The sequence below is a fragment of the Planococcus sp. NCCP-2050 genome (genome assembly GCF_023708025.1).
In the GTDB taxonomy this organism is placed as follows: Bacteria; Bacillota; Bacilli; order Bacillales_A; family Planococcaceae; genus Planococcus.
Window position 1 is genome coordinate 23429 of record NZ_BRCX01000003.1, and the last position, 13888, is coordinate 37316.

Sequence of the window (13888 nt, forward strand, 5' to 3'; positions counted from 1 at the left end):
TCGGAGAATATTCTCCGGGTGCTTTTGTCATTGTATGGATTTGATAAACGCTTAAGCTTCTTGCAAAACCATGGTTCTCTCGCAAACAAGAATTTCGCGAAGAAACAAGCCTTTTTTCACCAAGCACCGATCGGTGATTGAAAACCCGGCTTCATCGATCATGTAGTCGATCGGATCGATCGTCACAACAAGCAATTTTTCGGTAACAGGCAATGCGTCTTTAAGAATCCCTTGTTGTTCGGCCTCGGTAGCATTCGTATAAAGGTTGTAAGGCATGTCAATGATAGCCACATCGTATTGCTGCTTAATATCGGCAATGGCTCCCAACTCGACAGCACCCGATAAACCGAAATGTTTAATATTCTCAAGTGAACCTTCGACAACAATAGGGTTGATGTCGCGACCGACAATATCAATGCCCATCGACAACGCTTCGACGAGTACGGTGCCAATGCCGCAGCAAGGATCAATCGCTTTCACTCCGACTGGATCAGGTACGGCAATATTGGCAAGTGCACGCGCCACTTTTGTACTGAGTGCTGTCGAGTATTCACGCGGTTTTTGCTGATGCTTGAACCAGACAGATTCACTTTGCAAATAATGGCCGAAATACCAACGGCCGCCGAATAGGATCAACCCGAAAATGACTTCCGGATGATGGACATCCGCTTTTCCTTTGATGACAAATCCAATCTGCCGTTCGATGCTTCTTTTTTCCGTGTATTCGATTTGGTCAGTCGGCGAAAGACCGTTCAGTTTCGGAAAAATGATTTTGAATGTAGAATTCTCCATATTTATAGCGGCTGCTTGGTTGATGACATCGTCTAATTTTGTTCCTTCAAACAGCAATTCAATCCGTTCTTTGATGAATGGGCTTCTGCTAGGCTCGATGGCCCGTTTGCTTTTAAGGATTTTCTCTTCTGTATCTTCTCCAAAAAAAGAACGCATCTCTAACAGGCATAAGTCTTTTTCATCTTGATGATAGGCATATGTATAAATAAACTCGCCTGTTGGGGTTAAGTGTTTCAATCCATCCCGTCCTTCATTCTGATTATTAGGGTCTTATCAAACAGTATACCAATATCTGCGCTGCGGTGAGCTGCCGTTTCCATCTAATAAGTGACGAGGGATGGAATATTCGGTTAAACTAAGATGTAATGATGGATAGCGGAGGTATGAGCATGGCTGAAATGCAACGAATTACACAGCAAGAGGTTCTTGAAATGCCGGCATTTGAAAATCATGAAGCGGCGTTTCGTTTTTTCGAAGAAAAGTATGGAGAAAAAATCGTATTGGAAGAATCTTCGGATACAGGTGGTCGAACTTGTTATTTCTACCGATTGATTATTGATGAATCTGCATACATAGAAGGAATAACGGAAACGAATTCGACAGGGAATATAGCTCTCGGGTTTTTGAATAGCTACCAGCCCATTCGGATCTGGGAAGACGGCCGTGTAGAAGTTGATGGCCAATGAAAAAGGAATTGTGCCTACAAAGAAGAAAAGAGGATGGACATGAATTCACAAGCTCTGAAGTTTTGGAATGACTACTGGGAAAGCGAAAAACGGACTCCGGATACAGCAGCGGAAGCCTTCCAATTTGGAGCGGATGCAGATTGGCTTGCAAGTCTTGTGGTTGAAGGCAAGAAAACAGCAGCGTGTTCCGCACGTGTTTTATATGAAATCGAAAACGAAGCGCTGCCTCAAGTGGGTCAATACAATATTGTCCTTGATGCAAAAGAAATGCCTGCCGCAATCATTCAAATTACGCAAGTATCTGTTTTGCCGATGAATGAAGTGCCGATCGACTTTGCTTTGGCAGAAGGCGAAGGGGATTATAGTTTTTGGTGGAATGCACATGAACAGTTTTTTGCAGAGGAATTGAAAGCCCACAACCTAGCTTACTCTGATACGATGCTGTTGGTCTGTGAGCGGTTTAAAGTTGTGCATGTAAAGTGAATAGAAAAAGGCGATGTCCAATAGGGCATCGCCTTTTTCTATTTCTTTTCAATCGCTACCAAAAATGGCGGTGAATGGCGCTGGTTAATAAAGCCGTACTGCAAAACGTCGTATGAAGCTTGCGGCAGCTGGGTAACAAAATTCAATACTGCATCCCGCTCTTCGCTGCCGCCTTCATGCCCGGAGTAAATGACGATCAGTACAACGCCTTTTGGTTTCAACAAGCTTAGGCATTGCTCGATCGCAGCTAATGTAGACTGGGATTTTGTGATGATGCTGTGATCACCTTTTGGCAGATAGCCGAGATTGAAGACGGCCGCAGCAATCGGTTCTTTCACATAGCTTGAAATTTTCGCGTGGCTGTCATGAATCAATTCGACTTGAGAAAATCCATGGACGCGCTCACGTGTGTTTCGGATCGCTTCTTCCTGGATATCAAAAGCAAAAACTTTCCCGCCATCGCCGACGAGCCCTGCCAAAAAATGCGTATCGTGCCCATTTCCTGCAGTAGCATCAACTGCGTGATCTCCAAGCTTAAGCGCTTGTTCTAATAAGAATTTTGTATAAGGCAATACGCGTTGCAAAGTCATGCTTTGACACACTCCCGGTAATTTTTTCCCTGCCAAGAATTCCGCTCGGTCAATTCGGCATCAATGCCGTTTAGCACGTCCCATTTATTGGCGCTCCACATTGGTCCAATCATCAAGTCGATAGGGCCGTCTCCGGTAATCCGCTGAACGACCATTTCAGGCGGCAGCACTTCCAGTTGATCTGCAACCAAATTGATGTAATCCTGCTTCTCGAGGAATTCAACCATTCCTTTTTCGTATTGTTTCACCATCGGCGTGCCTTTCAATAAATGAAGCAGATGGATTTTAATCCCTTGTACATCCAGCTTCGCCACTTCCCGAGCGGTTTCCATCATCATATCGCGATCCTCAAGAGGCAAGCCATTAATGATATGGGTACATACGCGGATGCCGCGGTTCCGAAGTTTTGTGACGCCTTCCACATACGAAGGGAAATCATGCGCCCGGTTCACAAGAAGCGCGGTGCGTTCATGGACAGTTTGCAAGCCGAGCTCCACCCATAAATACGTCCGTTCGTTTAATTCGGCGAGGTAATCAACCACATCATCCGGCAAGCAGTCGGGACGCGTTGCGATGCTCAGGCCGATGACATTTTCCTGTTCAAGCGCCGCTTCGAATTTTTCTTTGATCACCGAAAGCGGGGCATGGGTATTCGTATAGGCCTGGAAATACGCCATGTACTTTCCGTCTTTCCATTTTCGGTGCATTTTTTCTTTTATCTTATCGAACTGGACGGGAATCGAATCGACCCGGTCTCCTGCGAAATCACCAGATCCTGCGACACTGCAAAACGTGCAGCCGCCGTGCGCAACCGTACCATCACGGTTCGGGCAATCAAAGCCGGCATCGAGTGCGATTTTCATCACTTTAAATCCGAAATGGTCGCGCAAATGCCGATTCCATGTGTAATAGCGTTTGCCGTCAGAAGAAAAAGGCAAGCTCATTTCCATCGTAAACAACTCCTCTTTTTTCCATTGTAGCATGTGCAAAATTGCCGCTTCAACGGCAGAAAAATCTGTCTTTAAGATATCGAAATATTTCTCTTGTAGAGACGGTTCAAAAGGAATACAATGACTCTTGGAATTTAGTGCGAAGGGAAGATTTTTCATGCCGAAACGCGTCTGGCTCTTAATCATCGGAATGCTCGTCAATGTAACCGGGAATTCGTTTTTATGGCCATTAACTACCATATATATGCACGATCATTTAGGGAAATCTTTATCGCTTGCCGGTCTTGTTTTAATGGGCAACGCTGGAGCAGCGGTTATCGGAAATTTACTCGGCGGTGCCTTGTTCGATAAATTTGGCGGTTATAAGTCGATTATGGGTGGGATTATTGTCACCATTTTTGCATTGGCGGGTTTGACTATATGGCACGAGTTTGTGCCTTTTGTCGTTTTTTATACCATCATCGGCTTTAGCGGAGGAATCGTATTTCCGAGCATGTACGCGATGGTTGGGACAGTCTGGCCAGAAGGCGGCCGCAAAGCGTTTAATGCCATTTACTTGGCTCAGAATGTCGGAGTGGCGATCGGGCCTGCAATGGCGGGGATTTTAGCTGCCTATAGCTTCGATTATATTTTCGGAGCGAATTTAGCCATGTATATTCTATTCTTTTTCATTGCTTTATTTGGCTTCAAGTCCATGTCGATTTCTCCGATTTCGCATACTTCGGTTATTAATGAAGGGAAAAAGATACGCAAAAAGGCGCCTTTCAATGCCTTGATGATTGTTTCGGCCGGATATTTTCTTTGCTGGGTCGGATATGTGCAGTGGCAGTCGACAATTTCCGCCTATACACAGGAAATCGGCATTACATTGACACAATATAGTTTCTTATGGACATTGAACGGTGTATTGATCGTGGCTGGGCAGCCTTTCATTCGCCCAATCATGAAACGCATCGAAGACAATATCAAGCAGCAATTGATTATCGGTATTTTGATCATGATGGTTTCTTATGTCGTCGTTGCATTTGCGCAGGATTTCTCGATGTTTATCGCAGCGATGGCCATTTTGACCGTTGGTGAAATGTTCGTATGGCCGGCGGTGCCGGCGCTCGCAAATCAGTTGGCACCAAAAGGCCGTGAAGGATTTTACCAAGGCATTGTCAATAGTGTGGCAACCGGCGGCCGCATGGTCGGTCCGCTGCTCGGCGGTGTCATGGTTGACGTTTACGGGATGCCGGCATTATTTGTGCTTGTTACGGTTTTAGTCGCCATCGCCATCATTACGTCATTGCTTTATGACCGTCCGCTGAAAAAAGAGCAGGCAAAAAAATTACAAGAGAATTATAGTTGAATCGAGCCTAAAAGAAGGTCCAATGACGGGCCTTCTTTTTATATGGGCGAAAATGGCAGATGCAGTTATTCCTTTTGATTTAATCCCCCTATATTGCCTTTTCGTCCATACTTTGTTTAAATTAAAATGAAAGCGTTTTTATTTACATAATTCTGTCAATGGAAAGAACGGGGGATGGCTGAAATGAAACCGATTTATGGATCCGCACGCGAAGCGGTGGAACAGATTCAAGACGGCGCAACAATTATGGTTGGCGGGTTCGGGCTAGTAGGGATTCCGGAACAGCTGATTTTGGCGTTGGTCGACAAAGGGGTAACGGACCTGACCGTGATTTCGAATAATTGCGGAGTCGACGAGTGGGGTCTCGGGCTTTTACTGAAAAACAAACAAATTAAGAAAATGATCGGTTCTTATGTTGGAGAAAATAAGGAATTTGAGCGCCAGGTGTTGTCTGGCGAAATAGAAGTGGAATTGACGCCGCAAGGCACATTGGCTGAAAAGATGCGTGCAGGCGGAGCAGGGATTCCGGCATTCTTCACGCCGGCTGGAGTGGGTACGACGGTCGCTGAAGGAAAAGAAATCCGTGAATTTGACGGCAAAGAATACGTACTTGAACATGCGCTCCGTGCCGATTTCGCTTTAGTGCGTGCACATAAAGCGGATAAGATGGGGAATCTCGTATACAACAAAACAGCGCAGAATTTCAATCCGCTGGCCGCAGCGGCTGGAAAAATCACGATTGCGGAAGTCGAAGAAATCGTTGAAACCGGTGACATCGATCCGAATCACGTACAAACACCGAGCATTTATGTGCAAGGCTTATTGCAAGCGAAGCAGGAAAAACGCATTGAACGGTTAACGACCCGTTCTGTCTAAGAAAGGATGTGTGCAGCGATGGATAAAAACCAAGTAAGAGAAAGAATTGCGAGACGTGCAGAAAAAGAAATCAACGATGGAGACTACGTAAACTTAGGGATCGGGATGCCGACTTTAGTGGCTAATTTTATCTCGGACAACAAAAGCGTCGTGCTCCAGTCAGAAAACGGATTGCTCGGCATCGGGCCATATCCAACTGAAGACGAAGTGGATCCGGATTTGATCAATGCAGGCAAAGAAACCGTGACCACTATTAGAGGCTCTTCTTTTTTCACAAGCGCTGAATCGTTCGCGATGATTCGCGGCGGGCATATTGATGTTGCGATCTTAGGCGGAATGGAAGTTGCTGAAAACGGGGACTTGGCGAACTGGATGATTCCCGGGAAAATGATCAAGGGCATGGGCGGAGCGATGGATTTGGTGCATGGCGCCAAAAAAGTGATTGTCATCATGGACCATGTATCGAAAGACGGATCTTCAAAAATCAAAAAGCAATGTGACTTGCCGCTTACGGGGAAAGGCGTTGTTAATAAGATCATCACTGACCGTGCCGTTATCGAAGTGACGCCTGAAGGACTAGTGCTGACGGAAGTGTTCGAAGGCTTCAGCGTCCAAGATATCATTGATGCCACAGATGCGCCTCTGAATACAGAAAACGTGAAAGTGTCCTGAACTATTGCCAAAAAACGGCGGTTCCGCTAAACTAAAGATAATAGCAAACGACAGTGAAGAGGATCAGTAAATTGTTTTCATTCCGAAGAGAGCCGGCGGTAGGTGCAAGCCGGTGTTTGGGGCAATTGAACTCGCCTTGGAGTCCGTGTATGTGAAACCAAGTAAGATACACCGTTTTCCGCGTTAAGGAGTCAAGTTGAGCGAGCAATCGCTAATTTGGGTGGTACCGCGGGAAACTCCCGTCCCTTATTAATATGAGGGACGGGAGTTTTTATTTTGAGGAGGAATTTGAGATGACATTCAAGCACAAGACAGTCGAGAAGAAATGGCAGAAGTTCTGGGATCAGAACAAAACGTTCAAAATGGAAACCGATTTTGATAAACCGAAATTCTACGCATTGGATATGTTTCCGTATCCATCTGGAGCTGGGCTTCACGTAGGACATCCAGAAGGTTACACGGCAACGGATATTTTGAGCCGCGTAAAGCGTATGCAGGGCTATAATGTCCTCCATCCGATGGGCTGGGATGCATTCGGCCTTCCAGCAGAACAATATGCACTGGATACAGGAAACGATCCAGCTGAATTTACGGCGAAGAATATTGAAACGTTCAAGCGCCAAATCCAGGAACTTGGATTTTCGTATGACTGGGACCGCGAAGTCAACACGACGGATCCGTCTTACTATAAATGGACGCAATGGATTTTTATCCAGCTTTACAATAAAGGCTTGGCCTATGTAGATGAAGTGGCTGTGAACTGGTGCCCGGCACTGGGTACAGTCCTTGCCAACGAAGAAGTGGTCGACGGCGTTTCTGAACGCGGAGGACATCCGGTTGAACGCCGCCCGATGCGCCAATGGGTGCTGCGCATTACGGAATATGCGGACCGTTTGCTTGAAGACTTGGATGATCTTGACTGGCCGGAAAGCTTGAAAGACATGCAGCGCAACTGGATCGGAAAATCCGAAGGGGCAGAACTTGAGTTTGGAGTTGAAGGCACGGAGCATTCTTTCCGCGCATTTACAACACGTCCAGATACGATTTTCGGTGCAACTTATGCAGTGCTTGCACCGGAACATAAATTGGTGGCTTCCATTACGACGGCTGATCAAAAAGCGGCAGTCGAAAAATACATCGATGACGTGAAAACGAAAAGCGATTTAGAGCGTACGGATTTGGCCAAATCGAAATCAGGCGTCTTTACCGGTTCGTATGCAGTCAATCCGGTCAGCGGCGATAAAATGCCGATCTGGATTGCCGATTATGTACTGGCTACTTACGGAACTGGGGCCATCATGGCAGTTCCAGCACATGATGAGCGCGACTATGAATTTGCGAAGCAATTCGACTTGCCGATTGTCGAAGTAGTATCCGGTGGAAACATCGCGGAAGAAGCATACGCAGGCGACGGCGAATTGATCAATTCCGATTTCTTGAACGGATTGAACAAAAAAGAAGCGATCGCAAAAGCGATTGCTTGGCTTGAAGAACACGGGGTCGGCGAGAAGAAAATCACGTATCGCCTACGCGACTGGCTATTCAGCCGCCAGCGCTATTGGGGTGAGCCAATTCCAATCATCCACTGGGAAGATGGCACAATGACACCGGTAGATGAAAAAGACTTGCCGTTGACGCTGCCGATAACGAAAGATATTAAACCGAGCGGAACAGGCGAATCGCCGCTTGCGAATATCACCGAATGGGTCAATGTCGTCCATCCGGAAACAGGCATGAAAGGCCGCCGCGAAACAAATACGATGCCGCAATGGGCGGGAAGCTGCTGGTATTACCTGCGCTATATCGATCCGACTAACGACGAAATGTTGGCAGATCCGGAATTATTGAAGCATTGGCTTCCAGTTGATGTTTACATCGGCGGAGCAGAACATGCCGTCCTTCATTTATTGTATGCGCGTTTCTGGCATAAAGTGCTTTACGATCTTGGCGTTGTGCCGACGAAAGAGCCGTTCCAGAAATTGTTCAACCAAGGAATGATCCTTGGAGAAGGCAATGAAAAAATGTCGAAATCTAAAGGCAATGTGGTCAACCCGGACCAGATCATCGAAAGCCACGGAGCAGATACGCTTCGCCTTTACGAAATGTTCATGGGGCCGCTTGAAGCTTCGATTGCTTGGTCAACCAATGGCTTGGATGGGGCACGCCGCTTCCTAGACCGTGTTTGGCGGTTGTTCATCGATGAAGAAAGAGGCGCATTGAGTGCAAAAATCGTGGATTCAAACGACGGCAAATTGGAAAAAGTCTATCACCAAACCGTGAAGAAAGTAACGGAAGACTTTGAAGGGCTTCGTTTCAATACAGGGATTTCACAAATGATGGTCTTCATTAACGAAGGCTATAAAGTCGACGCGATTCCAAAAGAATACGTTGAAGGCTTTGTGAAATTATTGTCGCCAGTTGCTCCACACGTAGCAGAAGAACTATGGGAGAAATTGGGCCACTCAGAAACGGTGACGTATGAAGCTTGGCCAACGTTCGATGAATCAAAAATGGTCGATGATGAAATCGAGGTAGTTGTGCAAGTGAACGGCAAAGTGAAAACGAAATTATTGATTGCCAAAGACAGCACGAAAGAACAGCTAGAAGCCGCAGCACTAGCGGATGAGCAAGTCCAAAAAGCTGCAGAAGGCAAGCAAGTCCGCAAAGTCATCGCGATTCCAGGGAAATTGGTAAACGTGGTGGTCGGATAACATAACAAAACCTGCCGAGAATCTCTCGACAGGTTTTTTGTTTTGCGCAAATAAACGATGGAATTCCGCAAACAAACGAGGTTATTCCGCAAACAAAGTATGAAATTCCGCAAACAAATCCCAGTATCCCGCAAATAAATCCGAAATTAAGCAAAATAAAACCCCATTTGCGTCCCGGCAAATGGGGTTTTATGATTAATGTGTCAGTTGAAAATCTTCTGCAAAAGCAGCAGCACTACGTCCTGCAACATTTCCGGTCACGAGTGCGGAAGTGATATTGTAGCCGCCTGTGTAGCCGTGGATGTCCAAGATCTCGCCGCAAAAATAAAGGCCGGGCTTTTTCTTCGAAGCCATCGTTTTCGGTTCAATTTCCTTGATCGAGACACCACCGCCGGTGACAAAGGCTTTCTCAATCGGCTGCGTGCCAGTCACGGTCATTGAGAATGCCGTCAATTGCTGAGCGAATGCCCGCACTTTGTCGCTTGCAAGTTCTGCACCAATGGCTTGCGGATCGATGCCTGCGCGTTCCATCAAAAACAGCAGCCAACGTTCCTGGGTGATGCTTTTCCAGACATTTTTTACCGCTTTTTTCGGTTCGTCTTTCATCATTTTATGAAGCATTTGGAAAGCGGATTCCGCATTTTCCTCAGGCATCGTGTTGATGCGCATCTGCACCGGTTCGCCGCCATTTTTCTTCATTTCCTTGACGACGTACTGGCTGCAGCGAAGCACCGCGGGGCCGCTCAATCCGAAATGGGTGAAGAGCATATCCATTTGGTGGGTCACTAGATTCTTCCCTTTTTTATTCAGCACCGAAACGGCAGCGTCGCGAAGAGCAAGGCCTTGTAGTTCGCGGCTTACGATGAACGGCTCTTTGGACAATAAAGGAACTTCTGTCGGATACAAATCGGTTACTGTGTGTCCCGCTTTTTCAGCCCACGGGTAGCCATCGCCCGTTGAACCCGTTTGCGGAACGGCTTTTCCGCCGACTGCGACAACAATCGCTTTGGCTGTAAATTCTTCGCCCGAATGGAGCCGGACGCCGGTCACTTTTTCGTCGGTCATCAATAATTTCTTGACTGGTGAGTCTAGCATGACTTTCACGTTCAGCCGGTCCATTTCGCGGAACATGGCATCCGCCACATCTTGAGCCCGGTTGGAAACGGGGAACATGCGCCCATGGTCTTCTTCTTTTAAGGCAACGCCTAACCCTTCAAAAAAAGAGATGATGTCTTCGTTGTTAAAGACGGAAAACGGACTGTGCAGGAATCTGCCGTTGCCTGGAATATGTTTTACAATTTCGTCAAGAGGCAGCCGGTTGGTTACATTGCAGCGTCCGCCGCCGGAAATGATCAACTTTTTCCCGAGCTTTTTGCCTTTTTCAATAAGTAAAACCTGTTGTCCTGTTGTTGCAGCGGCGATGGAAGCCATCAAGCCTGAGGGACCCCCGCCGATAATAATAACGTCATACATATATAAGAACTCGCTTTCGTTTTTAATTTGAATAGAGGAAAAGTATTTTAATTGTCGAGACTCCGCTTTTCTTAGTGTCCAGACTCCGATGCCTAGCTCCTCGGACATAAGCCAGCCCAGCTGTGCGGCAAAGAACGCCGCTTATAGGGAATCTTGTTAAATCCCTCTTGCTCCTGCAGCACTTCGTGCTTCGTCGCAAAGAGATGAGCCAAACTTCTTTTGGCTCATCTCTTGCCTGCCGGAGCTGAACAGGCATCTCCGCTTTTCTTTTAGTATACACGATGCATGGAAACTCGTTGAGTAATTTCTTTTATAGGTGTAAACTATCGTGTAGATTGCTTTTAACATTGAACAAGTCAGGAAGTGCAAAATGTCATCACTTATTAAAGGAACTGCCATTCTAACCTTAGGTTTATTTCTGTCAAAAATCCTTGGAGTCATATATGTTATTCCGTTTTACAGCATGGTGGGAGAAGAGAATATCGGCCTTTACCAATATGCGTACATACCTTATAACTTGATGCTGTCGCTTGCTATTTCGGGCGCGCCGATCGCGTTCTCGAAATTTGTCGCTAAATACAATTCACTCGGTGATTACGAAACCGGAAGAAGGCTGTTGAAATCCGGATTGACCACGATGATGGTCACCGGCTTTGCGGCATTCGTCTTCCTTTATTTATTTGCAGGGCCGCTTGCTGAAATCACCATCGATTCAAAAGACGAAGTCCATACGGTGGAAGATGTGAAAGAAGTGATCCAATGGGTCAGCTTTGCATTGCTTGTCGTGCCGTTTATGAGTTTGTTCCGCGGATTCTTCCAAGGATATAATTTTATGATGCCGACCGCTGTCTCGCAATTGATCGAACAGATTGTACGTATTGTGTTCCTGCTTGCAGGAGCATATCTTGTCTTGAACGTTTTTGATGGAACGCCGGAAACTGCCGTGCAGATTGCTGTGCTGTCTGCATTTGTTGGAGCGCTCGGCGGGGTGCTTGTCCTGTTTTACTATTGGAAAAAGAAAAAGCCGGAGTACAATCAGCTCCGGGCGAACTCGGTTGAATCGTATGATGTCAATCTCCGTGATATGTACAAGGAAATCGCCATTTACGCGGTTCCTGTCGTATTTCTTGGAATTGCCAACCCGTTATTCCAATTTGTCGATATGCTGACATTTAATAACGCGATGGCTTCTACTGAAGGGGCAGCAAACTCCAGCATCTATTTGAGTATGCTGAATTTCCAAACCCATAAACTGGTCATGATTCCGGTTATGCTGGCTACTGGATTTTCCATGGCGCTGATTCCATTGATCACGAAATACTTTACAACCAATGACCATAAAGCGGTCAATCGAACTTTGGATCAAACTTTCCAAATCCTCTTATTTTTGACGCTTCCGGCCGTTGTCGGAATGACTTTGCTGTCTGATGAGCTTTACCATATCTTCTATGAAATCAGCGATATGGGTTCTGAAGTTCTGTCCCATTACTTGCCGGTAGCGATTCTTTTCGCTTTGTTCCCGGTTACGGCATCCATTTTACAGGGAATCAATCAACAAAAATGGATCATCCTAAATTTATTAATTGGCTTGCTGTTAAAACTGGCTTTAAATATTCCGTTGATCGAGCGATTTGAAACAGATGGAGCGATTGCAGCTACAATTATCGGATACGTAGTAGCTACGGGTATGAACTTGGCCGTCATCAAAGTAACCATGAAATATCATTCGAATATGGTAATTCGCCGAATTATCCTTATCGTATTGATGAACATCGTCATGGCTATTGCGGTATTTGCTGCTTTGGCAGGAGTCGATTTGTTCATCGATATGGATACGAAAATCCATTCGATTTTCCGTATCCTGATTGTCGGAGCCATTGGCGGCGCAGTTTATGGCTATCTTGGATTGAAAACTGGGATTGCCCAAAAGCTTCTGGGTGAACGATTAACGAAATACACAAGAAAATTCGGGTTCTAGGAGGATTACATGCGCATCGATAAGTTTCTATCGAATATGGGGTATGGCTCCAGAAAAGAAGTGAAAATTTTACTGAAATCAAAAGCGGTTGAAGTGAATGGATCGGAAATCCGAGATCCGAAAGTGCATATAAACGAGCTTTCGGACGAGGTAACGGTCGGCGGAGAACGGGTGGAATATGCGGAATTCATCTATTTGCTGATGAATAAACCGCAAGGCGTGATTTCAGCAACGGAAGACAAATACGACCAAACGGTCATTGATCTCCTAGCAGATGAAGAGCAGAACTTTGAACCGTTTCCGGTAGGGCGTTTGGATAAAGATACAGAAGGCTTTCTTTTGCTGACGAACGATGGAAAACTTGCCCACGAACTCTTGTCACCAAAGAAACACGTAGACAAAAGATATTTCGCAATCATAGACGGGGAAGTTACCGCAGAAGATGGGGCGGCTTTTGAAAATGGAGTCGTTCTCGACGATGGTTATAAAACAAAGCCGGCTGTGTTGAAAATCCTGAAAAGCGGTGCTGTCTCAGAAATTGAATTGACGATTACGGAAGGAAAATTCCATCAAGTCAAGCGGATGTTCCAAAGCGTGGGAAAAGAAGTCACGTATTTAAAGCGCTTATCGATGGGACCGCTGGAATTAGATCCGGCGCTTGCGCTCGGCGAATACCGCCATTTAACGGAAGAAGAAATAGACCAATTAAAACAAAGAAAATGACCGCAGCCTTTGCGGTCATTTTCTTTGTTAAGAAGTTTTTCTGAGCTGTCTGTAAGATCGGCTTTCCTGTAGTCTAGGTGCTTGCGCTTTTCTATCAGGAAGTCATCTTCACCTTTTTATGCGTCGTTGTCCATTTGCCGCGAGTTGGACTCGTCACCAAATCGTTAAAGGCTAACACATTCAAATCTCTTTGAATGGTGCGAGGAGTGATGCCGAATTCATCGACTAGATCTTGCGTAGTTACAGTTCCGTTGTCACGGATGTACTTATACATATCTTTAATTCGAATGAGCATACGATCAGTTGTAGGTTTCATGTAAGAGAACCACTCCTTCATCTTTTTTCCCATAGGCAAAGACTAGCGGACGGATTGTTGAGGTATACTCAACGGTTTTGAAATAATTGCCAAAGACAGCCCCTTTTCTTAATAAATATGTCAAACCTATTATCTGACAATTTGATTATATCGAAAAAGTAATTGAATATCCATATTTTTTAACGAATTCACACAAACTTAATAAATGAAATCGGTTTTTTTCCCCAGATTTTGAGGAACAGCCTTCAAAAAAATTCAAAAAGGTGTACAATAGCTTTAATTAATAA

At 45.7% G+C, this 13888-nt stretch carries 13 protein-coding genes and 1 other annotated feature; of the genes, 8 read left to right on the forward strand and 5 right to left on the reverse strand.

The features are described from left to right. Positions 1–51: 51 nt before the first annotated feature. Positions 52–1029, reverse strand: coding sequence for a TRM11 family SAM-dependent methyltransferase (locus NFU07_RS11680; protein ID WP_251478333.1), 978 nt, complete (start codon positions 1027–1029; stop codon positions 52–54). Between the two features lie 152 nt (positions 1030–1181). Here NFU07_RS11680 and NFU07_RS11685 point away from each other — a divergent pair, with 152 nt between their 5' ends. Continuing rightward, the gene (locus NFU07_RS11685) at positions 1182–1478 is read left to right on the forward strand and encodes a hypothetical protein (RefSeq protein WP_251478336.1); all 297 of its coding nucleotides are present in this window, start codon (positions 1182–1184) and stop codon (positions 1476–1478) included. 39 nt (positions 1479–1517) lie between these two features. Further along, positions 1518–1961: an ASCH domain-containing protein gene (locus NFU07_RS11690; protein ID WP_251478339.1), complete on the forward strand. Its 444-nt coding sequence runs from the start codon at positions 1518–1520 to the stop codon at positions 1959–1961. 38 nt (positions 1962–1999) lie between these two features. Here NFU07_RS11690 and mnmM read toward each other — a convergent pair whose 3' ends face one another. Further along, positions 2000–2551 carry a tRNA 5-(aminomethyl)-2-thiouridylate-methyltransferase MnmM gene (gene mnmM / locus NFU07_RS11695; protein ID WP_251478342.1) on the reverse strand — a complete coding sequence of 184 codons (552 nt, stop codon included), beginning with the start codon at positions 2549–2551 and terminating at the stop codon, positions 2000–2002. Next, a complete protein-coding gene (mnmL, locus tag NFU07_RS11700) occupies positions 2548–3501 on the reverse strand; it encodes a tRNA modification radical SAM protein MnmL/YtqA (protein WP_397443729.1) in 954 nt (317 codons plus the stop codon). The genes mnmM and mnmL overlap by 4 nt, the downstream gene beginning before the upstream one ends. 157 nt (positions 3502–3658) lie before the next feature. Here mnmL and NFU07_RS11705 point away from each other — a divergent pair, with 157 nt between their 5' ends. From NFU07_RS11705 to leuS, 4 genes are all read left to right on the forward strand, one after another. Continuing rightward, positions 3659–4852, forward strand: coding sequence for an MDR family MFS transporter (locus NFU07_RS11705; protein WP_251478345.1), 1194 nt, complete (start codon positions 3659–3661; stop codon positions 4850–4852). A gap of 183 nt (positions 4853–5035) precedes the next feature. Continuing rightward, positions 5036–5728, forward strand: a complete 693-nt coding sequence (locus NFU07_RS11710) for a CoA transferase subunit A (protein WP_052652086.1) — start codon at positions 5036–5038, stop codon at positions 5726–5728. Between the two features lie 18 nt (positions 5729–5746). Then, positions 5747–6400, forward strand: a complete 654-nt coding sequence (locus NFU07_RS11715) for a 3-oxoacid CoA-transferase subunit B (RefSeq protein ID WP_251478348.1) — start codon at positions 5747–5749, stop codon at positions 6398–6400. 44 nt (positions 6401–6444) lie between these two features. Then, positions 6445–6650 (forward strand) — a binding site (T-box leader). Between the two features lie 43 nt (positions 6651–6693). After that, the gene (leuS, locus tag NFU07_RS11720) at positions 6694–9111 is read left to right on the forward strand and encodes a leucine--tRNA ligase (RefSeq protein WP_251478351.1); all 2418 of its coding nucleotides are present in this window, start codon (positions 6694–6696) and stop codon (positions 9109–9111) included. 195 nt (positions 9112–9306) lie between these two features. On the opposite strand, the gene NFU07_RS11725 is transcribed toward leuS, so the two are convergent. Continuing rightward, positions 9307–10584: a BaiN/RdsA family NAD(P)/FAD-dependent oxidoreductase gene (locus tag NFU07_RS11725; protein ID WP_251478354.1), complete on the reverse strand. Its 1278-nt coding sequence runs from the start codon at positions 10582–10584 to the stop codon at positions 9307–9309. Between the two features lie 370 nt (positions 10585–10954). On the opposite strand from NFU07_RS11725, the gene NFU07_RS11730 reads away from it, so the two are divergent. Both NFU07_RS11730 and NFU07_RS11735 read left to right on the forward strand, forming a co-directional pair. Further along, on the forward strand, positions 10955–12562 hold the full coding sequence (locus tag NFU07_RS11730; RefSeq protein ID WP_251478356.1) for a putative polysaccharide biosynthesis protein: 1608 nt from the start codon (positions 10955–10957) through the stop codon (positions 12560–12562). 9 nt (positions 12563–12571) lie between these two features. After that, complete coding sequence (locus NFU07_RS11735; protein WP_251478360.1) at positions 12572–13285, forward strand: pseudouridine synthase; 714 nt, start codon at positions 12572–12574, stop codon at positions 13283–13285. A gap of 94 nt (positions 13286–13379) precedes the next feature. Here NFU07_RS11735 and NFU07_RS11740 read toward each other — a convergent pair whose 3' ends face one another. Further along, a complete protein-coding gene (locus NFU07_RS11740; RefSeq protein ID WP_052652080.1) occupies positions 13380–13601 on the reverse strand; it encodes a DeoR family transcriptional regulator in 222 nt (73 codons plus the stop codon). Positions 13602–13888 lie beyond the last annotated feature (287 nt).